The sequence below is a fragment of the Mycobacterium sp. genome, from assembly GCF_040398885.1.
Lineage (GTDB): Bacteria > Actinomycetota > Actinomycetes > Mycobacteriales > Mycobacteriaceae > Mycobacterium.
Genome location: NZ_JBBATF010000034.1, coordinates 1 through 21,819, shown reverse-complemented (window position 1 = coordinate 21,819; position 21,819 = coordinate 1). Strand labels below are relative to the sequence as shown.

22 protein-coding genes and 2 pseudogenes are annotated in these 21,819 nt (G+C 69.7%); 10 read left to right on the top strand and 14 right to left on the bottom strand.

What is annotated here, in order from left to right; translation table 11 throughout:
* On the top strand, positions 1-160 hold a 160-nt coding region (locus ADBZ5U_RS05330), incomplete at its 5' end, for a sigma factor-like helix-turn-helix DNA-binding protein (RefSeq protein ID WP_526263126.1).
* A gap of 51 nt (positions 161-211) precedes the next feature.
* Entirely contained in the window at positions 212-916 is a 705-nt protein-coding gene (locus ADBZ5U_RS05325; RefSeq protein ID WP_526263116.1) for an iron-dependent transcriptional repressor DtxR, read from the top strand.
* A gap of 5 nt (positions 917-921) precedes the next feature.
* Here the strand turns inward: ADBZ5U_RS05325 and ADBZ5U_RS05320 are convergent, their stop codons facing one another.
* Positions 922-1,959, bottom strand: a complete 1,038-nt coding sequence (locus ADBZ5U_RS05320) for a DUF4192 family protein (RefSeq protein WP_526263114.1) — start codon at positions 1,957-1,959, stop codon at positions 922-924.
* A gap of 161 nt (positions 1,960-2,120) precedes the next feature.
* Between ADBZ5U_RS05320 and ADBZ5U_RS05315 the strand changes: the two genes are divergently transcribed.
* Positions 2,121-3,077 carry a proteasome assembly chaperone family protein gene (locus ADBZ5U_RS05315; RefSeq protein ID WP_526263112.1) on the top strand — a complete coding sequence of 319 codons (957 nt, stop codon included), beginning with the start codon at positions 2,121-2,123 and terminating at the stop codon, positions 3,075-3,077.
* 36 nt (positions 3,078-3,113) lie between these two features.
* Here ADBZ5U_RS05315 and nrdR read toward each other — a convergent pair whose 3' ends face one another.
* Positions 3,114-3,572 carry a transcriptional regulator NrdR gene (gene nrdR / locus ADBZ5U_RS05310; RefSeq protein ID WP_526263110.1) on the bottom strand — a complete coding sequence of 153 codons (459 nt, stop codon included), beginning with the start codon at positions 3,570-3,572 and terminating at the stop codon, positions 3,114-3,116.
* Between the two features lie 52 nt (positions 3,573-3,624).
* Positions 3,625-4,065, bottom strand: coding sequence for a LysM peptidoglycan-binding domain-containing protein (locus ADBZ5U_RS05305; protein WP_526263108.1), 441 nt, complete (start codon positions 4,063-4,065; stop codon positions 3,625-3,627).
* Between the two features lie 211 nt (positions 4,066-4,276).
* Here ADBZ5U_RS05305 and lexA point away from each other — a divergent pair, with 211 nt between their 5' ends.
* Entirely contained in the window at positions 4,277-4,930 is a 654-nt protein-coding gene (gene lexA, locus ADBZ5U_RS05300) for a transcriptional repressor LexA (protein ID WP_526263106.1), read from the top strand.
* A 13-nt stretch (positions 4,931-4,943) separates the two neighbouring features.
* On the opposite strand, the gene ADBZ5U_RS05295 is transcribed toward lexA, so the two are convergent.
* From ADBZ5U_RS05295 to ADBZ5U_RS05265, 7 genes are all read right to left on the bottom strand, one after another.
* A complete protein-coding gene (locus tag ADBZ5U_RS05295; protein ID WP_526263104.1) occupies positions 4,944-6,917 on the bottom strand; it encodes an LGFP repeat-containing protein in 1,974 nt (657 codons plus the stop codon).
* 177 nt (positions 6,918-7,094) lie between these two features.
* Entirely contained in the window at positions 7,095-8,255 is a 1,161-nt protein-coding gene (locus tag ADBZ5U_RS05290) for an acyl-CoA dehydrogenase family protein (RefSeq protein ID WP_526263124.1), read from the bottom strand.
* Between the two features lie 82 nt (positions 8,256-8,337).
* Positions 8,338-9,771 (bottom strand): GTPase HflX, encoded by a 1,434-nt coding sequence (gene hflX, locus ADBZ5U_RS05285; protein WP_526263102.1) that lies wholly within the window; start codon positions 9,769-9,771, stop codon positions 8,338-8,340.
* A complete protein-coding gene (gene dapF, locus ADBZ5U_RS05280; RefSeq protein ID WP_526263122.1) occupies positions 9,756-10,622 on the bottom strand; it encodes a diaminopimelate epimerase in 867 nt (288 codons plus the stop codon). The genes hflX and dapF overlap by 16 nt, the downstream gene beginning before the upstream one ends.
* Positions 10,623-10,643: 21 nt before the next feature.
* On the bottom strand, positions 10,644-11,561 hold the full coding sequence (gene miaA / locus ADBZ5U_RS05275) for a tRNA (adenosine(37)-N6)-dimethylallyltransferase MiaA (RefSeq protein ID WP_526263100.1): 918 nt from the start codon (positions 11,559-11,561) through the stop codon (positions 10,644-10,646).
* Positions 11,558-12,235, bottom strand: a complete 678-nt coding sequence (locus ADBZ5U_RS05270) for a class III extradiol ring-cleavage dioxygenase family protein (RefSeq protein ID WP_526263098.1) — start codon at positions 12,233-12,235, stop codon at positions 11,558-11,560. The genes miaA and ADBZ5U_RS05270 overlap by 4 nt, the downstream gene beginning before the upstream one ends.
* A 10-nt stretch (positions 12,236-12,245) precedes the next feature.
* Positions 12,246-13,109 carry a DMT family transporter gene (locus tag ADBZ5U_RS05265; RefSeq protein WP_526263096.1) on the bottom strand — a complete coding sequence of 288 codons (864 nt, stop codon included), beginning with the start codon at positions 13,107-13,109 and terminating at the stop codon, positions 12,246-12,248.
* 162 nt (positions 13,110-13,271) lie between these two features.
* Between ADBZ5U_RS05265 and ADBZ5U_RS05260 the strand changes: the two genes are divergently transcribed.
* Positions 13,272-14,588 (top strand): DUF349 domain-containing protein, encoded by a 1,317-nt coding sequence (locus ADBZ5U_RS05260; RefSeq protein ID WP_526263094.1) that lies wholly within the window; start codon positions 13,272-13,274, stop codon positions 14,586-14,588.
* Here ADBZ5U_RS05260 and ADBZ5U_RS05255 read toward each other — a convergent pair.
* Positions 14,585-15,133 (bottom strand): Rv2732c family membrane protein, encoded by a 549-nt coding sequence (locus ADBZ5U_RS05255; protein ID WP_526263092.1) that lies wholly within the window; start codon positions 15,131-15,133, stop codon positions 14,585-14,587. The genes ADBZ5U_RS05260 and ADBZ5U_RS05255 overlap by 4 nt on opposite strands.
* Positions 15,121-16,614 carry a tRNA (N6-isopentenyl adenosine(37)-C2)-methylthiotransferase MiaB gene (gene miaB, locus ADBZ5U_RS05250; RefSeq protein ID WP_526263090.1) on the bottom strand — a complete coding sequence of 498 codons (1,494 nt, stop codon included), beginning with the start codon at positions 16,612-16,614 and terminating at the stop codon, positions 15,121-15,123. Before miaB ends, ADBZ5U_RS05255 begins: the two co-directional genes overlap by 13 nt.
* Before the next feature lie 69 nt (positions 16,615-16,683).
* Here miaB and ADBZ5U_RS05245 point away from each other — a divergent pair, with 69 nt between their 5' ends.
* From ADBZ5U_RS05245 to ADBZ5U_RS05225, 5 genes and pseudogenes are all read left to right on the top strand, one after another.
* A complete protein-coding gene (locus tag ADBZ5U_RS05245) occupies positions 16,684-17,412 on the top strand; it encodes an amino acid ABC transporter ATP-binding protein (protein ID WP_526263120.1) in 729 nt (242 codons plus the stop codon).
* Positions 17,413-17,417: 5 nt separating this feature from the next.
* Positions 17,418-18,215, top strand: a pseudogene (locus ADBZ5U_RS05240) (glutamate ABC transporter substrate-binding protein); the annotation flags it as partial.
* Positions 18,216-18,251: 36 nt separating this feature from the next.
* On the top strand, positions 18,252-18,926 hold the full coding sequence (locus ADBZ5U_RS05235) for an amino acid ABC transporter permease (protein WP_526263118.1): 675 nt from the start codon (positions 18,252-18,254) through the stop codon (positions 18,924-18,926).
* Between the two features lie 60 nt (positions 18,927-18,986).
* The gene (locus tag ADBZ5U_RS05230) at positions 18,987-19,847 is read left to right on the top strand and encodes an amino acid ABC transporter permease (protein WP_526263088.1); all 861 of its coding nucleotides are present in this window, start codon (positions 18,987-18,989) and stop codon (positions 19,845-19,847) included.
* Between the two features lie 321 nt (positions 19,848-20,168).
* Entirely contained in the window at positions 20,169-20,966 is a 798-nt protein-coding gene (locus tag ADBZ5U_RS05225; protein WP_526263086.1) for an META domain-containing protein, read from the top strand.
* A 15-nt stretch (positions 20,967-20,981) separates the two neighbouring features.
* On the opposite strand, the gene recX is transcribed toward ADBZ5U_RS05225, so the two are convergent.
* Together recX and ADBZ5U_RS05215 are read right to left on the bottom strand one after the other, a co-directional pair.
* Complete coding sequence (recX, locus tag ADBZ5U_RS05220) at positions 20,982-21,512, bottom strand: recombination regulator RecX (protein WP_526263084.1); 531 nt, start codon at positions 21,510-21,512, stop codon at positions 20,982-20,984.
* Positions 21,484-21,819, bottom strand: a pseudogene (locus ADBZ5U_RS05215) (intein-containing recombinase RecA); the annotation flags it as partial. The pseudogene ADBZ5U_RS05215 and the gene recX, both read right to left, overlap by 29 nt.

Sequence of the window (21,819 nt, the reverse complement as noted above, 5' to 3'; positions counted from 1 at the left end):
GTTGCGCTTCGGCCTCGATGACGGCCAGCCCCGCACCCTCGACCAGATCGGCAAGCTGTTCGGGCTGTCCCGGGAGCGGGTACGCCAGATCGAGCGCGAGGTCATGGTCAAGCTGCGCAACGGCGAGCGGGCCGAGAAGCTGCGCTCGTACGCGAGCTGACCGAATAGGCCTGGCTGGGCCTATAGAATCAGGGCGACGAAGGGTGCCCTGATGAACGATCTGGTGGACACCACCGAGATGTACCTGCGCACGATCTACGACCTGGAAGAAGAGGGCGTGGTGCCACTGCGCGCCCGGATCGCCGAGCGGCTGGAGCAGAGTGGGCCGACGGTTAGTCAGACGGTCTCGCGGATGGAGCGCGACGGCCTGCTGAGGGTGGCCGGGGACCGGCATCTCGAGTTGACCGAGAAGGGACGGCACCTGGCCATCTCGGTGATGCGGAAGCACCGCCTCGCCGAGCGTCTCCTGGTCGACGTCATCGGCCTTCCCTGGGAAGAGGTGCATGCCGAGGCCTGCCGGTGGGAGCACGTCATGAGCGAGGACGTCGAACGCCGACTGGTCGCGGTCCTCGACAACCCGACGGTCTCCCCCTTCGGCAATCCGATTCCGGGACTGGCCCTGCTCGGCCTGCCCGAAGACGGCGCCCATACCGTCCATCCCGACGGGGCCGAACTGGTGCGGCTGACCGAATTGCCACTCGGGGACTCGGTGGCCGTGGTGGTGCGCCAACTGACCGAACACGTGCAGGAAGACGCCGCCCTGATCGGCCGACTCAGGGAGGCCGGCGTGGTGCCCAACGCCCGCGTGCTGGTGCGAACCAGCCCGGACGGCGACGTGACCATCGTGGTGAGCGGCCACCAGAACGTCGAACTGCCGCACGAGATGGCCCTGGCCGTCAAGGTCGAGAAGGTATAGACGGATCAGCCCGCCCGGCGCGGCGGCAGACGCACGCCCAGTCGTTTGGCGAGCCGGTATCCGGTCCCGGTCAGTTCCCGGATCTGCTCGGGACGCATGCCCGACTGCAGCGCGACGTCGAGCATGCCCGCCATCCGATGGCCCGGGTCGCCACGCAAAGCCGCCTCCAGCGCGATGCCGGCCAGCGGGCCGTCACCGCGTGCGTATGCCGAGAACGCCAGCAGCACAAGGGCTTCCACCCGCCACGGATCAGGCAGTGTGCGGGCAAGCAGGGCCCACAGCGCTTCGGCGGCCGCCGCCTTCGAGCCAACCGCAAGTGCGTACAGGGTGTCGCGGACCGCGATGTCGGTCAGTCCGCACGCCACTTCGGAAAGCTCGGCGTCCGCCGGGCGCGCGCCGTCCAGTACCCGCTGGGCCAGTGCGATGGCGTGCTCCACGTCCCGGCGGCCGCGGCCGTCGGGATCGGTCCGCCAGTCCCCCTCCCGCGCCGATGCGGACGAGCGGATTCGCTCGACCATCGCCGCGGACCGGTTCGGGTCGTCCACCGCGACGACCGCGCGCAGGTCGGCCCGGGTGCCGTAGAGCCGCCGGCCGTCCAGGACCGCCGCAGCCGCCAGAGGTGACGCGGTCGGGTCCTCCACCGTTCCGCCGGCCCCGCAGCCGTCGACGCAGCGCCAGGTGCCACCGGCCTCAACCCGGTCGACGACATGCGCTCCGTGGAGTCCGACACCGCGGCTGGTCAGTTCCCCGGTGAGGCTGTCGCAGAGTTGCTGATGGGTGTCGGCGCACATCGGACACAGCGCTCCGTCGGCGTCGACGATCACACTCACGACCGATTCCGCGCCGGAGTTGGCGACGATCTCGGCCAGGCGGCCGAGGTTGTCACCGAGATCTTCGGAGAGATCGGCGCGCATGACAGCGCCGATCCGGCCCTCCTCCAGGGTCACCAGGACCATGGATTTCTCGGGTACGAAGCCCAGCACGGCGGGCAGGGCGGCGATCAGCGCCCCCGGTCGGGTGAAACGGAACGTGTGTGCGGTCATGGACAGCGACGTTCCCAGCGACTGCCGTCGGATCGCCCGCCCGGATGGCGAAAGCCGGGGCGGGTTGTGTATGAAGTGGTTCCTGTGGAATTTCTTCCGGAGCCGGGAAGTCCCGGCGGGCTGGGCGCGTTATTGATCGTGGACTAGGGAGGAGATGCCCCATGGCTGATCAGGAAGGACGGGTACCCGGTCGGATGTACGAACTCGAGCTACCCGCACCCCAACTGGCGTCCCCCGACGGCCGCGGACCGGTTCTGGTCCACGCCCTCGAGGGGTTTTCCGATGCCGGCCACGCCGTCCGGCTGGCGGCCGAACACCTCAAGAAGACTCTCGACGGTGAACTGGTGGCATCGTTCGCGATCGACGACCTGCTGGACTACCGGTCACGGCGGCCGGTGATGACGTTCAAGACCGACCACTTCACCGACTACGACGATCCCGAACTGAACCTCTACGCGCTGCGCGACAGCGTCGGTACCCCGTTTCTGCTGCTCGCCGGTTTGGAGCCGGATCTGCAGTGGGAGCGATTCGTCACCGCGGTACGACTGCTCGCCGAGCGTCTGGGAGTGCGCCGGACCATCGGCCTGGGCGCCATCCCGATGGCGGTCCCCCACACCCGGCCGGTCAGCATGACCGCCCACTCCAGCGACCGTGAGCTCATCGCCGATCACCAGCCCTGGGTGGGCGAGGTGCAGGTGCCCAGCAGCGCCTCCAATCTGCTGGAATTCCGGATGGCCCAGCACGGGCACGAAGCTGTGGGCTACACCGTGCACGTTCCGCACTACCTCGCCCAGACCGACTACCCCGCCGCCGCCGAGGCGCTGCTCGAACAGGTCGCCGATTCGGGCTCACTGCAGTTGCCGTGGACAGCGCTCACCGAAGCGGCTGCGGCGGTGCGCGCCAAGATCGACGAACAGGTGGAGGGCTCGCCCGAGATCGCCCAGGTGGTCGAGGCGCTGGAACGCCAATACGACGCTTTCGTGGCCGCGCAGGAGAACCGCTCGCTGCTGGCGCGCGACGAGGACTTGCCCAGCGGCGAGGAGCTGGGTGCCGAATTCGAGCGATTCCTGGCTGAACATGCCGAGGATTTCAAGGACGGTGGCGACACCGACGGCTGACCGTCGATCCGGCCGCGCTGTCCGCGACGGGATCCGTCAGCTGACCCGCGACCGGTGAGCACGCAGGGCCTCGATCTCACGTTCGAAGTCCTCGGCCGAGGAGAATGACCGGTACACCGAGGCGAACCGCAGATAGGCCACCTCGTCGAGTTCACGCAGCGGGCCGAGGATGGCCAACCCGACCTCGTTGCTGGGCACCTCGGCAGAGCCGCCGGCGCGGATGCTGTCCTCGACCTGCTGCGCCAGCAGGTTCAGCGCGTCGTCGTCGACCTGGCGGCCCTGGCAGGCGCGGCGCACGCCGCTGATGACCTTCTCGCGGCTGAAGGGTTCGGTGACCCCACTGCGCTTGACCACGGCCAGCACCGCGGTTTCCACCGTGGTGAACCGGCGGCCGCACTCCGGGCATGACCGGCGCCGCCGGATCGCCTGCCCTTCGTCAGTCTCGCGGGAATCCACCACGCGCGAATCCGCGTGACGGCAGAACGGGCAATGCATGAGTGGTGAGCCTACCCGCGGGCGGCCGGCGGCGGCCATCGGCGGCGCCCGATCAGCCGACGGGAGCGATCAGCGTCTGACCGGTGTCCAACGACGCCGAATCGAGCTTGTTCAATTCACGGATCCGCCGCACGACCTGTTCGGTCGGCGCCTCCGGTGAGACCCGTGCGGCCAGACGCGCGAGAGTCTCCCCCGGCTGAACCTGAACGACCGCCAACCGGTCCGCGGGCTGTGCAGCTCCGACAGCCTGACCTGCGCTGAATTGGCCGAGTGCTCCAAGCCAGAGCGTGATCAGGCCGGCCAGTGCCGCCAACGCGATGCTGGCCGTGGTGCTGACCCGCCGCCCGTTGTGAACCGCCTGCGACACCCGGACGCCACTGCGGCGATACTCCAGGGGCGCGACGGACGGCCGCCGCCGCGATGCCGGGCGCCGGACTCCTCCGCCAACCGGGCGTGCACACGCGCCGGGCCGCTCGCGCGGCCATTCCAGCAACTGCCGATCATCAAGGACCGTCATGGTTTGCATTCCTTCCGTCCGATCTTTCGCTCCTGTGTTCGAACTTTACTCGATCATCTGTTCGATAAGGCGAACATATGATCGAGCGTGTCCGACGATAGGACGGGCCTCCGACAAATCCGCACCGCCGCCGACACGCTCGAACACATGTTTGATAATCGAGGGGATCCGGACTACATTCGCCCCTATGAGCGACAGCACATCCGCCCTCACCGAACGTCAGCGCACCATTCTGGAGGTCATCCGGGCATCGGTCACCAGCCGCGGTTACCCGCCCAGCATCCGGGAGATCGGGGACGCCGTGGGCCTGACGTCCACGTCATCGGTGGCCCACCAACTCCGGACACTGGAGCGCAAGGGCTACCTGAGGCGTGATCCGAATCGCCCTCGGGCGGTGGACGTCCGCGGCGTCGACGACGCGGCCGCCGCGGTGGTCACCGACGTGGCCGGATCCGACGCGCTGCCCGAGCCGGCGTTCGTCCCCGTGCTGGGACGCATCGCGGCCGGCGGCCCGATCCTGGCCGAGGAGGCCGTCGAGGGCGTCTTCCCACTGCCCCGCGAACTCGTCGGCGAGGGCTCACTGTTCCTGCTGAAAGTCGTCGGCGATTCCATGATCGACGCGGCGATCTGCGACGGCGACTGGGTGGTGATCCGTCAACAGAACGTGGCCGACAACGGTGACATCGTCGCCGCGATGATCGACGGCGAGGCCACCGTCAAGACCTTCAAACGCACCGGCGGACAGGTGTGGCTGATGCCGCACAACCCGGCATTCGATCCGATCCCCGGCAACGACGCCGCCGTCCTCGGCAAGGTTGTCACCGTGCTCCGGCGGGTTTAGGCGGATTCAGCCGCTACTCGGGAGCCCGCACGAAACCGGTGGCCTGAGCCGATTCCTCACTGGCGAACCAGATCTCGGGGACGGTGCTGTCGTAGAGCGCCGAATCCGGGGTGAAATAGAGACCCGAGTGGGCGCTGCCCTTGATCGCATAGCCCTCGGGGGCCTGGAGGGGATCAGCCAGCGGCAGGTGGATGGCGGGCCGCCAGTGGTCCTCGACGGGCGCCTCGGACACCTCCGGTTCGGACTCGAACCACTCGACGCGCTCCTCGACCACCGCGTCGAACTCCTCGGTTCGCGGATCGTCGATCGCGTGTCGCCGCCGCGCCGAGGCGGCGAAGTCGTCGCCGAGTTCCAGGCGCCAGGCCGCCGCGGAGGTGGCAAGGGCGCTCGCGGCATGCCGACCCGAACTCTGTTCCGCCACGTCGTCCCACTCGTCGACGTCCGCGGCCGGTTCGGCGAAGTCCGCCTCGGTCGGGATTCGGGTGGGCGCCGTGTCGATGGCGTCCTCGTCGGCGTCGTAGCCGGCGCCCTCCTCGGCCCGCGGCGACCAGACACCGGAGTCACTGTCGGTGTCGGGGCCGTAGGCCCGGGCCCCGAAGTCGCGATCGAAGGCCCGATCGGAGACGACGGCGCCGTCGGCGACCCGGCTCTTGCGCTGGGCGGCCATCGCCATGAGCCCGAGCAGGCCCAGCGCCGGGAGAAGGATCGCCAGCCACCACCAGCGGAATCCGTCCCGACGATCGGCGGTGCCGCCGGACGGCGGTGCGGCCGGGGTCTTGGCCACCGCGTCCGGCATCTGCATTCCGGTCAGCGAAGCGGCGAGGTCGGCGGGCTTGGAGCTGAACTCCTTGGTGGCCTTGTTCCACGACAGCTCACCGCCGGTGAAGGTCTGGCGCACGGTGTCGCCCTTGGAGGTCTGATCGTCGATCGGCACCCCGAGCTTCCCGGTCGCGCCGCCCAGCTTGGCCCAGGCCGCGTTGATCGGGCCGCGAACGACGATCGCCCCGGTGTCGGGCGTCCAGAAGATCTCCGGATTGTCCGGGGCGCTGAAGGTGCCGATCCGGCTGTTGGGTACGCCGCCGTCGGTCTCGGGGCCGGCCGGGAAACCGAGGTCGCCGGTGGGGCCGCCGACCGACTCGTATTTCGACAGGATGGCCCCGGTGACCGCATGCGCTCCGGTCTCGGGCGAGTAGAAGATCTTGCCGCTGGCGTACCCCTGGGCGGCGGCGTTGTCGCCGATCTGGGCCAGCGCGCCCTGGCGCGCCCCGAGCGGGCCACCGAGGCCACCGCCGGCCCGCCAGGCCAGGTTGATCATCGTGGCCGGATCCCGGGGGACGTCCAACCCGGCCAGGCTGTCGGCCAGGCCCGACGGATTGGAGGTGAAGGTGTTGGCCTTGCTGTTCCAGGACAGCTCCCCGCGGGTGAACTTCTGGCTGACCACGTCGCCGTCGTAACGCTCGTCTTCCACCGGGACCCCCAACTGGCCGGCGGAGCCGCCCAACGCGTCCCAGGCCGCGTTCAGCGCGCCCCTGACCGACCATGCGCCGGTGTCGGGGGTCCAGAAGATGGCAGGCTTGTCGCTGGCGCTGAACGTGCTGACCCGGCTCTTGGGGCCCACCAGGCCGGCGACCACATCGATGTTCGGGAAGCCCAGGTCGCTGTCGGCCGGGCCGCCGAGCGACTCGTACTTGTCCAGGACGGCGCCGTAGACCAGGTGGGCCCCGGTGCCGGGCGTGAAGAACATCTTGCCGTCGGCGAACTTCTGGCCGTATCCCTCACCGACCTCGAAGACGCCCCCGTCCTTGTTTCCCAGCACCGAGTCGGGTCCGCCGGCCGCCTCCCAGGCCTGGTTGATGGCGTCGCCGGCGTCGGTCTCGGGGGTGGCGAGGGCGGCCGGAACCACCAGTGCCGCCACGGCGACGGAGGCCGCCGCGCCAAGGGTGAGCCTCCGCATGGTCCGGATCACCCGGTCACCTGCCATGGTCATGCATTGACCTCCTACCTTCGGACGAGCCGCGCCTTAACACAGCGATAGTGACATCGCAACGGCTGTTAGCAGGGGAAAGCATGGCACGACACGCAGGGATTTACGGAATCGGAATCCGGATCGAGATTCGAACCGAATCGAAATGTGATTCGCTGGGATGAGCCGAGACGACGGTCCTCACACGCCCAAACTGCGGCCGATGATCTCTTTCATGATTTCGGTGGTGCCGCCGTAGATGGTCTGGACACGGGCGTCCAGGAAAGCCCGCGCGACATTGTATTCCCGCATGTACCCATACCCGCCGTACAGTTGCAGGCACCGGTCGACCAGCTTGACCTGCGCCTCGGTCGTCCACCATTTGGCCATCGCGGCCTGATCGGCGGTGAGTTTGTCCTCCATCAGAAGGCGGATGAATTCGTCGACCATGATCCGTACTGCGGTGGCTTCGGTGGCCAATTCGGCAAGCAGGAAACGGCTGTTCTGAAATGAGCCGATCGGTTTGCCGAACGCCTTTCGCTGTGACACGTACTCCAGAGTTTCATCCAGGACGGCCTCCATTGCCGCGGCGGCCATGATGGCGATGGACAACCGTTCCTGGGGCAGGTTCTGCATCAGGTAGAGGAAGCCCATCCCCTCCTCGCCGATGAGGTTCTCCACCGGAACCTTCACATCGGTGAACGACAACTCGGCGGTGTCCTGGGCGTCCAGGCCGACCTTGTCCAGGTGCCGTCCGCGTTCGAAACCAGGCATTCCCCGCTCGACGCCGAGCAGCGAGAAGCCTTGCGCACCCTTCGCGGCGTCGGTCTGGGCGACCACGATCACCAGATCGGCGTTGATCCCGTTGGTGATGAAGGTCTTGGATCCGTTCAGCACGTAGTGGTCGCCTTCCCTGACCGCGCGGGTCTTTATGCCCTGCAGGTCGCTGCCGGTGCCCGGCTCGGTCATGGCGATGGCGGTGATCATCTCGCCGGTGCAGAACTGCGGCAGCCAGCGCTGCTTCTGCTCCTCGTTGGCCTGGTGCAGCAGGTAGGGGGCCACGACGTCGTTGTGCAGCGAGAAGCCCAGACCGCTGTAGCGGCCGGCCACGGTCTCCTCCACGACGATGGTGTTGTAGCGGAAATCGGGGTTGCCGCCGCCGCCGTACTCCTCCGGCACCGCCATGCCCAGGAAGCCCTGCTTGCCGGCTTCCAGCCAGACGCCTCGGTCGACGATCTTGTCCTTCTCCCACTGGTCGTGGTACGGCGCGACGTGCTTGTCCAGGAAGGCCCGGTAGGACTGGCGGAACAGCTCGTGCTCCGGCTCGAACAGGGTGCGGGTGTACTTGACGGCTTTGCCCATGACGGTGACCTCCGACGGCTCGACAAGGTGGGTGCGGACCTGTCGCAAGGATACCCAACCGGTTGGTTGGTCGCCTAATCCGCTAAGCGGTCGTGTAGGCCCCGACGGCCGCCGCCAGGGCGGCGGGAACCCTGGCCTTGACGCGGGTGCCGTCGGCGGTGTGCTCGGTGGCGTCGACGCGGCCCTCGCCGTGCAGGCGGGACACCAGATCGCCGCGGGAGTACGGGATCGTCACGTCCACGGTGACCTCGCGCGGTTCGACCAACTCCCCCAGTCGGGTACGCAGCCGCTCCAGGCCGTCGCCGGTGTGCGCCGATACGAACACCGCACCGGGCAGGGCGCGACGCAGTTGGGTGAGCGTCAGGTCGGCCGCGGCGTCGATCTTGTTGACCACCAGCAACTCCGGGGCCGGCGGGGCATGGTGGTCGGCCTGGACTTCGCCGATCACCTGGCGGACGGCTTCGATCTGGGCCAGCGGGTTGACGTCGGATCCGTCGACGACGTGCAACAGCAGATCGGCGTCGACGACCTCTTCCAGCGTGGAGCGGAACGCCTCCACCAGTTGGGTGGGCAGGTGCCGGACGAAACCGACGGTGTCGGTCAGGACGAATGGCCGTCCGTCCTCGAACTCCCCGCGCCGAGTGGTGGGTTCCAGAGTGGCGAAGAGCGCGTTCTCCACCAGCACCCCGGCTCCGGTCAGGGCGTTGAGCAGGCTCGACTTCCCGGCGTTGGTGTATCCGACGATCGCGATGGAGGGCACGTCGCTTTCCCGGCGGCGGCTGCGCTGGGTGTCGCGGACCTGCTTGGAGTCCTTGATCTCGCGGCGCAGCCGCGACATCCGCTCCCGGATGCGGCGCCGGTCGGTCTCGATCTTGGTCTCGCCCGGCCCGCGCGTTCCGACCCCGCCGCCGCTGCCGCCGGCGCGGCCGCCGGCCTGCCGGGACATCGACTCACCCCAGCCCCGCAGCCGCGGCAGCATGTACTGCATCTGGGCCAGTTCCACCTGCGCCTTGCCCTCCCGGCTGGTGGCGTGCTGGGCGAAGATGTCCAGAATCAGCGCGGTGCGGTCGACGACTTTGACCTTGACCACCTTTTCCAGCGCGTTGAGCTGCGCGGGACTGAGTTCGCCATCGCAGATGACGGTGTCGGCCCCGGTGGCGACGACGATTCGGCGCAATTCGGCGGCCTTGCCCGAACCGATGTAGGTGGCCGGATCGGGCTTGTCGCGACGCTGGATCAGTCCCTCGAGCACCTCGGAACCGGCGGTCTCGGCCAATGCGGCCAGTTCGGCCAGGCTGGCCTCGGCGTCGGCGGCGGTTCCCTCGGTCCAGACCCCGACCAGCACGACGCGTTCCAGCCGCAGCCGACGGTATTCGACCTCGGTGACGTCGGCCAGTTCGGTGGACAGCCCGGCGACCCGGCGTAGCGCGGCGCGGTCTTCCAGGGCCAGTTCGCCCGGGCTCGGCGGCGCCGATTTGCGATCAGCGCGGTCAGGATCGGTCAAAACGACGCCCACCAGTCGTCGGCGAGTTCCCCGCGGGCCACCAGGATCGACGGTCCGCGCAGGTAGCTGGTGGTGTCGGTGATCTCGACGCCGATCTCACCGCCGGGCACTCTGACCAGCACCGCCCCGACCGACTCCCCCTGCTCGTGGAGGGCCGCGCATGCGGCCGCCACCGTCCCGGTTCCGCACGATCGGGTCTCTCCAACACCCCGTTCGTGTACCCGCATCCGCACCGCGCCATCGCGCAACGGTGTGAGCACCTCCACGTTGACGCCCTCGGGGAACTGCGCGGGGTCGAACTCCACCGGTCCGCCGAGGTCCAGGACGGCCAGGGCGTCGTCGGTCAGGCCGGCGACGACGCAGGCCAGGTGCGGGTTGCCGACGTCGACTCCCAGACCGGTCATCGGGCGTCCGGCGACGGTCGCCGTGCCCGCGCCCAGCCTGTTGACCTTGCCCATCTCCACTGTGACGTCGGCGCGGTAATCGTCGGCGTGGTGGACGACGACCGGCCGCGGGCCCGCCAACGAGGCCACCACGAACTCGTCGCGCGCCTCCAGGCCGCTGGCGCGAAGGTAGTGGGCGAACACCCGGACGCCGTTGCCGCACATCTGGGCGACCGAGCCGTCGGCGTTGCGGTAGTCCATGTACCAGTCGTCGCCCTCGACGCCCTCGGGCAGTCGGTCGAGCACGCCGGCCTCGCACGCGGCGCCGGCGGTCACGACCCGCAGCACGCCGTCGGCGCCGAGGCCGCGCCGCCGGTCGCACAGGGCGGTGACCACCGCGGGGCTCAGATGCAGCAGTGCGCCGAGGTCGGGCAGCACCACGAAGTCGTTCTCGGTGCCGTGCCCCTTGGCGAAGATCATCTGCACTTGCCCATCACCAGCTCAGGATACGTGGCGCCAGAGTTCCAGCACCGCTTCGACGACCCCTCCCGAGGAACCGTCGAGCCAGGTGATGCGCCGGTCACGGCGGAACCATGACCGCTGCCGGCGCACGTAGCGGCGGGTGCCGGCGAACGTCAGCTCCCGGGCCCGCCGGATCTCGGAAGGCCCGCCGCCGGCGTCGAGCGCCCCGATCACCTGGGCGTAGCCCAGCGCCCGGGCCGCGGTGACTCCGTCCCGCAGGCCGACGGCGAGCAGCCCGGTCACCTCGCCGACCAGTCCGCCGTCGAACATGGCGTCGGTGCGTCGGGCGAGCCGGGCATCCAAAGTGTCTGTGTCCCAATCCAATCCGACGATGGCGGTGTCCCACCGCGGGGTTCCGATGCTCGGCGCCGACGCGGCGAAGGGCCGGCCGGTCAGCTCGACGACCTCCAGAGCGCGCACGATCCGACGACCGTCGGTGGCCAGGATCGCCGCGGCGGCGGCCGGGTCACGGCGGTCCAGTTCCGCGTGCAGGGCGACCGGACCCACCTCGGCGAGCCGGTCTTCCCAGCGTGAGCGCACGGCAGGGTCGGTGGCCGGGAAGGCCCACCCGTCGAGCAGGGACTGGATGTACAGCATCGAGCCGCCGACGATGATCGGCACCGCGCCGCGGGCGGCGACGGCCTCGACGTCGGCACCGGCGGCCTGCTGGTAGCGCGCGACGGTGGCGGTGTCGGTGACGTCGAGGACGTCGAGTTGGTGGTGCGGGACCCCGCGGCGCCCGGCGGGGGGAACCTTGGCGGTGCCGATGTCCATGCCGCGGTACTGCTGCATGGCGTCGGCGTTGATGATCTCCCCGCCGACCAGTTCGGCCACTTCGAGCGCCAGTTCGGACTTCCCGGTACCGGTCGGCCCGATCACGGCGATCGGCCGGCTCACCAGGTTCCGACGAAGTAACCGACGCCGTAGGGGGCGCCGCGCAGCATCTCGGTCGCCGCCGCCGGCGCGGGGGCCAACCCGGCCAGCACCTGGTAGGCGACCCTCCCGACGATGCCGTCGGGAAGCCGGGCGAGTTCATCGGCCCTCCCGGCGGCCAGCGCGTCGTCCAGAAGGGACTGCGCGGCCCCGGCGGCCGGGTCATAGCCGCCGGGCGCCGACTGGGTCAGCGTGTTGGCGCCGTCGGCGACGACCAGAACGCCGATCGGTTCGGTGACGGCGTCGATCTCGGCCCGCAACGCCCGGCCCCGGGCGATCGCGGAATCGGGATCATGGTCGGCGGCGTAGACCCGGACCTGCACTCGGGCCCGCGGGCTGACCTGGTCGCGCAGCCAGCCGGCGAACAGCGCGCACAGCGGCAGTGCCTGCGGGTGACCTCCGGCGTCCGGCCCCAGCGACACCGCCACGTCGGCCCCGTAACCGGCGAACGTGCCACGGCCGCCCGGTCCGATCACCGCGTCGGCGGGCCCGACGCCGACCGCGATCCAGCGGTCCGGCAGGGTGGCCGCCGCCGCCAGGGCGGCGTCGCGTAAGCCGGCGACTTCGGCGGCCGCCGAACCGGCCAGTTCCGGGACGAGCACCGGCGCCGAGGGGGTAAGGGCAATCGCCGTCAGCACGCAGCCAACGCTAGCGCTCCGCGGGCGCCGCCTCGCTGCGGGCCAGTGCGATCGTCGCAACCACCATGGCGGCGATCGCCGCCACCAGCACCGCCCAGCCGCGGTCCCCCGGGCGCAGCGTCTCACCGAGGACGAGCACACCCAGGATCGAGGCGACGACCGGTTCGGCGACCGTCATCGTCGGCAGTGAGGCGGCCAGCGACCCGGCGCGGAAGGACGATTGCTGCCACGCGGTGGCCGCGACGGCCACCGCCGCCCAGGCGTAGGACTCGGGGGCGGACAGCACCGCCCAGAGTCCGTGCCCGAGGCGGTCCACCACTCCCTTGGTCAGGACCGCGAACACGCCCCACAACGCCCCCGACACCAGGCCGAGCAGCACGGCGGCGGCGGGCCGCCCGGCGAGCTTCCGGGCACCCACGACACACAGCAGCAGGCCGGGTCCCAGTACCGCGACCACACCGGTCCAGACCTCGGCGGCGCCGCGGGAATGCCCGGGCGTGGGGTTTCCGACGGTCACGATCACCACCACCGCCGCAGCCAGCAGGGCAGCCCAGGCCCACTGGGCCCCCGATACCGGGCGCTGCGTGGCGCGGGCGTTGATCGGCAGCGCGAACAGCAGCGAGGTGACCAGCAGCGCCTGCACCAGCAGCACCGACCCGAGGCCGAGGGCGGCGGCCTGGAGCCCGAAACCCACCGCCGCGACCGCGCTGCCGACCCACCACTGCCGATCCCGCAGCAGCCGGGTGAACAGTTCCAGATACCCGACGTCGCCCTCGGTGACGTCGTGGGCGGTGCGCTGGTGGATCACGTTGCCGATCGCGATGAAAAACGCCGCCCCCAGCGCGAACAACGCCGCGATGTCGGCTTTGGCCACCTGTGCTCCCCTCGACGCGTACCAACCCGGGCCCAAGCCCGGCTCCGAACTGATTCAATACCTCAGGTGGCCGGCCGGCGACGAGCCGGCCGTGGATGCAGCGGAGCCGCTTCGCGCGGCAGGTGCGCGGTTCGCCGCGCGGAGGGCAGGTGAGGTTGACCCATGACCATAGAAGACTCGCACGACGACGGCGGATCCCCCCGACCCTCCCCGGGTCCCGTTCCCGGTCCCAGACCGGGGACCCCCCGGCCGGTGCACGCGCCCCCGGCCAGTGACCCGCGCCGGTTCGGCCGCGTCGCCGACGACGGCACGGTGTACCTGATCATCCCCGGTGGCGAGCGGGTCATCGGCTCCTGGCAGGCCGGTGAGCCCGACGCGGCGTTCGCCCACTTCGGTCGTCGTTTCGATGATCTGGCGACCGAGATCACCCTGATGGAGACCCGGCTGGCGTCGGGCACCGCCGATGCCCGCAAAGTCAAGGCGGCCGCGAAGGCGCTGGCCGAATCCCTCCCCACCGCAAGCGTTCTCGGTGACGTGGAGGCCCTGGCCGGCCGGCTGGCGGCGATCGCCGACCACGCCGAGGAGACCGTCGCGGCCAACCGTGCCCGCCGCGACGAACTGCGCGCCCAGCAGGCCGCCCGCAAGGAGGCGCTGGCCGCCGAGGCCGAGGATCTGGCCGCCAACGCCACGCAGTGGAAGGCCGCCGGCGACCGGATGCGCGCGATCCTCGACGAGTGGCGGACCATCACCGGCCTGGACCGCAAGACCGACGACGCGTTGTGGAAGCGGTACTCCGCGGCCAGAGACGCGTTCAACCGCCGTCGTGGATCCCACTTCTCCGAATTGGACAAGGAGCGGGCCGGAGCCCGGGAGACCAAGGAGCGGCTGTGCGCCCGGGCCGAGGAGTTGTCCGACTCGACCGACTGGGCGCCGACGGCGAACAGGTTCCGGGATCTGCTGACGGAGTGGAAGTCGGCCGGACGCGCCGCCAAGGACGTCGACGACGCGTTGTGGCAGCGGTTCAAAGCCGCCCAGGACAAGTTCTTCGCCGCCCGCCACGCCGTCAATGCCGAGCGCGACGCGGAGTTCCAGGCCAACGCCGAGGCGAAGGAGAAGCTGCTGGCCGAGGCCGAGAAGATCGACGTGTCCAACGCCAAAGCCGCCCAGGCCGCGCTGCGGGCGATCACCGAGAGGTGGGACGCGATCGGCAAAGCCCCGCGGGACGACGGCGCGGAGTTGGACCGGCGCTTGCGCGCGGTGGAGAAGAGGGTCCGCGACGCCGTCGACGCCGGACGGGTCGATCCGGAGGCGGTCGCGCGGGCCGAGCAGTTCCGTTCCCGGGCCGAGCAGTTCGAACGGCAGGCCGAGAAGGCCGCCGCGGCCGGGCGAGACCGGGAGGCCGAGGAAGCCCGCGCCAGCGCCGCGCAGTGGCGGGAATGGGCGACCGCGGCGGCGCAGGCCGTCGCGAAAAGACGCTAGCGGGAACCGTTTTCGGGCGGAGCAGCCCCCCGGCGGCGATGGGCCTCGCCGGCCAACTGCACGGCGGTGCGGGTCCACACCACCCGCGCCCAGTGGAATGTCAGCAGCATCACGGTGATCCAACCCAGCACCATGCCGACGCCCGGGCCGGGATGGCCCGCCGCCGCGGTCTGACGCGACCAGACCGAGAGCATGCCCAGCGGTATCGCCACCGCGCTGCCGGCCAGGGCGATCCAGGCCAGCGTCCATCGTCGGGTGATCAGGGCCAGCATCGAGAAGCCGACCCCGAAAACCAGGGCGAACCAGCAGAACAGCCGGTGCGGCAGCGCCACGGCCACGCTGATCGCCTTGCTGTCACCGATCAGGACGTCGACACCGCGGGCGCCGCCGGTGTGCGGCAGGATGAGCGACACCAGAAGGACGAAGACCAGGATGGCCACCACCAAAGCCCTTGCGCCGGGGTCGATTTCGCCGGCGACTCGCCGCTCGGCCGCCTCCAGATCGGCTTTGTAGGCCTCGAATTCGTCGGGCGTCATCGCGCACATCCTGTCGTGACCGGCCGGGCCGGCGGGGCGCCGAACGCCGGCAGCCCGAGTCCGACCGTGCCCGGTCGCCGGCCGGCGGCATGCTCGTCCCCGGCCCGGGTCCGCCGGTGCGAGGCCGGCCGGGAGTCGGCGATCAGATGGTGGGGCGCCGCGCCGGTGACGGTGGTCGTCACGACGTCACCGGGGCGTACGTCGGCGTCACCGGGGGTGAAGTGCACCAGTCTGCCGTCGCGGGCGCGGCCGGACATCCGCGCCGTGGCCGCGTCCTTGCGTCCCTCGCCGGCGGCCGCCAGAACCTCGACCGTGCTGCCGACCAGCGCGCGATTCTGCTCCAGCGAGATGCCCTCCTGCAGGTCGATCAGCCGCTGGTAGCGCTGCTGGACGATCTCCTTGGGCAGCTGGCCCGCCATGCCGGCGGCCGGGGTGCCCGGCCGCGGCGAGTACTGGAAGGTGAACGCGGCGGAGAACCGGGCGCGGCGCACCACCTCCAGGGTGGCCGCGAAGTCCTCCTCGGTCTCCCCCGGGAAGCCGACGATGATGTCGGTGGTGATCGCCGCGTGCGGCATCGCCGCGCGGACCCGGTCGATGATGCCGAGGTACTTCTCGGCCCGGTAGGAGCGGCGCATCGCCCGCAGCACCCGGTCGGAACCGGACTGCAGCGGCATGTGCAGCGCCGGACAGACATTGGGGGTCTGGGCCATCGCCTCGATGACGTCGTCGGTGAACTCCGCGGGATGCGGGGAGGTGAACCGCACCCGCTCCAGTCCGTCGACGTCGCCGCAGGCGCGCAGCAGTGCGGCGAAGGCGCCGCGGTCACGCGGGACATCCGGGTCGGCGAAAGACACCCCGTAGGCGTTGACGTTCTGGCCCAGCAGGGTGACTTCCAGGACCCCCTGCTGCACCAGCGAGCGCACCTCGGCCAGGACGTCGGCCGGGCTGCGGTCGACCTCGCGGCCGCGCAGCGACGGCACGATGCAGAACGTGCACGTGTTGTTGCAGCCCACCGAGATGGAAACCCAGGCGGCATAGGCGGATTCGCGGGCCGCGGGCAACGCCGAGGGGAACTCGCGCAGCGCCTCGGCGATCTCGACCTGCGCCGTCCGGTTGTGGCGGGCACGCTCGAGCAGCACCGGCAGCGAACCGATGTTGTGGGTGCCGAAGACGACGTCGACCCACGGCGCCCGGGACAATACGGCGTCGCGATCCTTCTGCGCCAGACAGCCGCCGACGGCGATCTGCATGTCCGGGTCGGCCTGCTTGCGCGGTGCCAGGTGGCTGATGTTGCCGTAGAGCTTGTTGTCGGCGTTCTCCCGCACCGCGCAGGTGTTGAACACCACCACGTCGGCGTCGGCGCCCTCCGGGGCGCGCAGGTAGCCGGCCTCCTCCAGCAGGCCCGCCAGGCGTTCGGAGTCGTGCACGTTCATCTGGCAGCCGTAGGTGCGGACCTGATAGGTCCGGGCCCGGGACAGCAGCGTCGTCACCCGACACATCGTACGGATCGGCCCAAACCTGGGTAGGGTCTGCTCATGGCTGTGGCAGGGCCGGGCCCGATGATCTCGATAAAGAGCCTCAACAAGTACTTCGGCTCCCACCATGTGCTCAAGGACATCGACCTCGAGGTCGACCGTGGTCAGGTGGTGGTGGTGCTCGGCCCGTCCGGGTCGGGCAAGTCGACCCTGTGCCGGACCATCAACCGGCTGGAGCCCATCGACTCCGGGACCATCGCCGTCGACGGCGCGGTGCTGCCCTCGGAGGGCCGCAGGCTGGCCCGGTTGCGCTCCGACGTCGGCATGGTCTTCCAGTCGTTCAACCTGTTCGCGCACAAGACCATCCTGGAGAACGTCATGCTGGCCCCGATCAAGGTCCGCAAGGTCGACAAGGCGCAGGCCCGGGAGCGGGCGATGTCGCTGCTCGAACGGGTGGGAGTGGCCAGCCAGGCCGACAAGTACCCGGCGCAGCTCTCCGGCGGACAGCAGCAGCGGGTGGCGATCGCCCGTTCCCTGGCCATGCAGCCGAAGGTGATGCTGTTCGACGAACCGACCAGCGCGCTGGACCCGGAGATGGTCAACGAGGTGCTGGCGGTGATGACGTCGCTGGCGGGCGAGGGTATGACGATGGTGGTGGTGACCCATGAGATGGGTTTCGCCCGCCGGGCCGCCGACCGGGTGGTGTTCATGGCCGACGGCGGCATCGTCGAGGACTCCCCGCCCGAGGACTTCTTCTCCAGTCCCCGGTCCGAGCGTGCACGGGACTTCCTCGGCAAGATCCTGAGCCACTGACGCGCATGCGGCCATCACTCCGTCGCCTGCTCGCGACTGCTCTGCTGGGCGTGGTTCTGGTGTTGACCCTGTCCGGGTGCGGGGCCGCGGAGAAGAAGATCACCATCGGCACCAAGTTCGACCAGCCCGGCCTGGCGGTGAAGAAACCGGACGGCGCCATGGCCGGCTTCGACGTCGACGTCGCGACCTACGTGGCAGGCAAGCTGGGCTACTCCCCGGATGAGATCGAGTGGAAGGAAGCGCCGTCCGGCCAGCGGGAGACGCTGATCCAGAACGGTCAGGTCGACTACATCGTGGCCACCTATTCGATCACCGACGCCCGCAAACAGAAGGTGGCCTTCGCCGGACCGTACCTGGACACCGGCCAGAGCCTGCTGGTGCGTGCCGATGACACCGACATCGCCGGCCCGGAGTCGCTGGCCGGCGGCAAGCGGCTGTGCTCGGTGTCGGGATCGACTCCGGCACAACGGATCAAGGACAAGTACCCGGGTGTCCAGCTGCAGCAGTACGACACCTACTCGGCCTGCGTGGAGGCCCTGCGCAACGGCGCGATCGACGCGGTCAGCACCGACGAGGTCATCCTGGCCGGATTCGCCGCCCAGTCCCCCGGAGCCTTCAAGATCATCGGCAAGCCGTTCTCGGTAGAGCACTACGGAATCGGGCTCCTCCGGGAGGATGGCGAACTCCGCGCGAAGATCAACGACGCGATCGTCGCGATGCAGCAGGACGGCAGTTGGAACGCCGCCTTCGACCGCAACCTCGGACCGGCCGGCATCAGCGCTCCGCCTCCCCCGCCGCTGGACACCGACGCCGACGGAGGTTCGGCGGACAGGGTCGACATCCTGGGTAAGTACGGCGGGCTGATCCTCAAGGCGTTCTGGACCACCGTCAAACTGACCGTGCTGGCGGCGATCGGGGCGCTGATCCTCGGCACCGCACTGGCGGCGATGCGCCTCTCCCCGGTGCCGATGCTCAACTGGCTGGGCGCCGCCTACGTCAACATCGTCCGCAACACCCCGTTGACGCTGATCATCCTGTTCTGCTCGTTCGGCCTGGCGCAGACTCTGGGCATCACGCTGGCCGACCCGAAGTCGCCGACGTCCATCGCCGACAGCAACTTTCGACTGGCTGTGCTGGGACTTGCCGCCTACACCGCGGCGTTCGTCTGCGAGACCGTGCGCTCCGGGGTGAACACCGTGCCGGTGGGTCAGGCCGAGGCAGCCCGGTCGTTGGGGCTGACGTTCGGACAGAACCTGCGGATGATCCTGCTGCCCCAGGCTTTCCGGGCGGTGCTGATTCCGCTGGGGTCGGTGTTCATCGCGTTGACCAAGAACACCACCATCGCCTCGGCGATCGGTGTCGCCGAGGCCGCGCTGTTGATGAAGGAGATGATCGAGAACACCGCGGCCCTGTTGGCGGTCGGCAGCATCTTCGCCTTCGGGTTCCTGCTGCTCACGTTGCCGCTGGGGCTGCTGTTCGGCTGGCTGGGCAAGCGCATGGCGGTGGCGCGATGAGCGCTTGCGCGAAGAGCAGAGGGCCCCGATGAGCGCTTGCGCGAAGAGCAGAGGGCCCCGATGAGCGCTTCGTCGGTCCTCTTCGACGTGCCGGGCCCGCGGGCCCGGGTGCGCAACCGGGTCATCTCCGGGGTTACCGTGGCCCTGACCGCGGTGATCGTCTGGGCGATCATCGACAGGCTGGCCGGCAAGGGTCAGTTGACGGCGGCCAAGTGGCGGCCGTTCCTCACCGGCGACCTCTGGAAAACCTATGTGCTGCCGGGCATTGCCGGCACTCTGACCGCCGCCGCACTGTCGATCGTCCTGGCCGGCGTCCTCGGTTTCGCCCTCGGCGTGGGCCGACTGTCCCCGGTGCGGGCGATCCGGGTGCCGTGCGCGGTGGTCGTGGAGTTCTTCCGGGCGGTGCCGGTGCTGATCATGATGATCTTCGCCTACTTCCTGTACGCGCTGCACGACGTCTTCCCGTCCGGGCATTTGGCACTGGCCGGGGTGGTGACCGGTCTGACGCTCTACAACGGCGCGGTGATCGCCGAGATCGTGCGCTCCGGGGTGGGCGCGCTGCCGCGTGGTCAGAGCGAGGCCGCTGCGGCACTGGGTCTCACCTGGGGCCAGACCATGCGTTCGGTGCTGCTGCCGCAAGCCGTCACCTCCATGCTGCCGGTGTTGGTGTCACAGCTCGTGGTGGTGCTCAAGGACACCGCGATCGGCTATCAGATCACCTTCCTGGAGATGGTGCGCCAGGGCACGGTGATCGGATCCACCTACGGCAACTACGTGCCGGCACTGATCGTCATCGCCGTGCTGATGATCGCCATGAACTTCGCGCTGTCGGCCGGCGCCGGACGGCTTGAGCGGCGGTTACGGCGCTCCAAACGTGCCCCCGAGCCGCTGGCGGCGGCAGAACTCGAACCGGGCGACTAGGTTCGGGGTGAACTCGATACCGAACCTCTGTGAATCACGCTGCGAAGCGACATGACTGAGGCGCCGCGATATTCCTGCCGTTACATTCGGTTTCGTGCACAGGCGTTGCGCAGGGATCACGGCTGTCGCGGCGTTGGCGGTGACGGGTGGCCTCTCGGTAGCGCTGAGCCCCATCGCATCGGGCGCGACGAAGCCGATGCAAATCAAGCCTCCGGCGGAGACGGGACCGCCGTCGACCAGGACGGTAACGTAACTTCTGTGACCCGCTTCAGCGACAAGCCCCATGCCCACGACGTCACCAATCGGGCCGGGTGAGCCTGGATGCGAACGGGTTTCGTCTGCCTGATCGTCGCGGTCCTGGCGCTGCTCGGTTGTCCGGCAGCCGGCGCCGACGACACGGACCCGGCACCGGATTCGGCGGTGCTCACCGGCACGGTGGTGCACCGGGAGCGGATCGCCCTGCCGCCCGACGCGGTGCTCACGGTCACACTGGAGGACGTTTCGCTGGCCGACGCCCCGGCGGTGACCGTCGGCCAGACCCGGATCACCCTCGACGGCCGGCAGTCCCCGATTCCGTTCGCGCTGCGCTATCCGCGCTCGGCGGTTCGAGTGGGAGCCGGTTACGCGGTCCGGGCCCGCGTGGCGCAGGGCGATGATCTCCTGTTCACCACCACGCAGAGCTATCCGGTCGACCCGCTCAACCCGGCACCGGTCGAACTGCTGCTCTCGTCGGTGCCGGGCCCGCAGGCGCCCCAGGCGCCGGACGTCTCGCTCACCGAAACCTATTGGAAGGTCATCGAAGTCGACGGCAACCCGGTCGCGGTGGCCGATCAGCTTCGCGAGCCCAGTCTGGTGCTGCACAACCAGGACAACCGCTTCTCCGGCTCCGGTGGGGTGAACCGGTTGATGGGCGGCTACGCCCTCGATGGCGACGCGCTGACGTTCTCGCAGGTGGCTTCGACGATGATGGCCGGTCCCCCCGAAGCGATGGGCCAGGAGCAGGCGATCATCGCGGCGCTGGGACGGGTGCGTGGCTTCGTCGTGTCCGGGGATCGGCTGACGCTGGTCGACGACGCCGGGCACCCGGTGTTGAGGGCCGTCGCGGTGGCGCTGCGGTAGCCGGCCCGGACGTCGCTAGACCTTCCGGCGCTCCCGTTCGGTGGCGACAGCATCGGTGACCACCGCAACGGCCATGCTCTGGCCGTAGCCGCGGCGGGCCAGCATCCCGACCAGTCGGCGCATCACCTTCGGATCATCGCCGGGGTCGAGCGCTTCGCGGCGCAGACGGCGTTCCACGAGTTGCTCGGCCCTGCCGCGTTCGGCACCGGCGTCGACGCCGCCCAGCACGGAGGCGATCACCTCATCGTCGACACCCTTGGTCCGCAGTTCAGCGGCCAAGGCGCGCTTGCCTTTCCCGGCGCCGGCCTGCCGTGAACGCACCCACTGCTCGGCGAAGTCCTCGTCGTCGATGAGACCGACGGCCTCGAGCCTCCCGAGCACAGCCCGGGCGGCGGCTTCGGGGTAGCCGCGTTTGGCCATCTGGCCGGCGAGCTCGGCGCGGGTTCGGGCCCGCACGGTGAGCAGGCGCAAACACAAGGCGTGCGCCTGCTCCTCGCGGGTCTCGGGCCCCTCCGTGTCAGAAGTCGACCGGGGCGGGCAGGACATCGTCGATGAGCTCGTCAGTCACCACGGCCCCGATGCCGAGCTTCTCCTTGATCTTCTTCTCGATCTCGTTGGCCACGTCGGGGTTCTCCATCAAGAAGTTGCGGGCGTTCTCCTTGCCCTGGCCCAGCTGCTCGCCCTCGTAGGTGAACCACGACCCGGACTTGCGAATGAAGCCCTGATCGACGCCCATGTCGATGAGCGAACCCTCGCGGCTGATGCCCTTGCCGTAGAGGATGTCGAACTCGGCCTGCTTGAACGGCGGCGAGACCTTGTTCTTGACGACCTTGACGCGGGTGCGGTTGCCCAC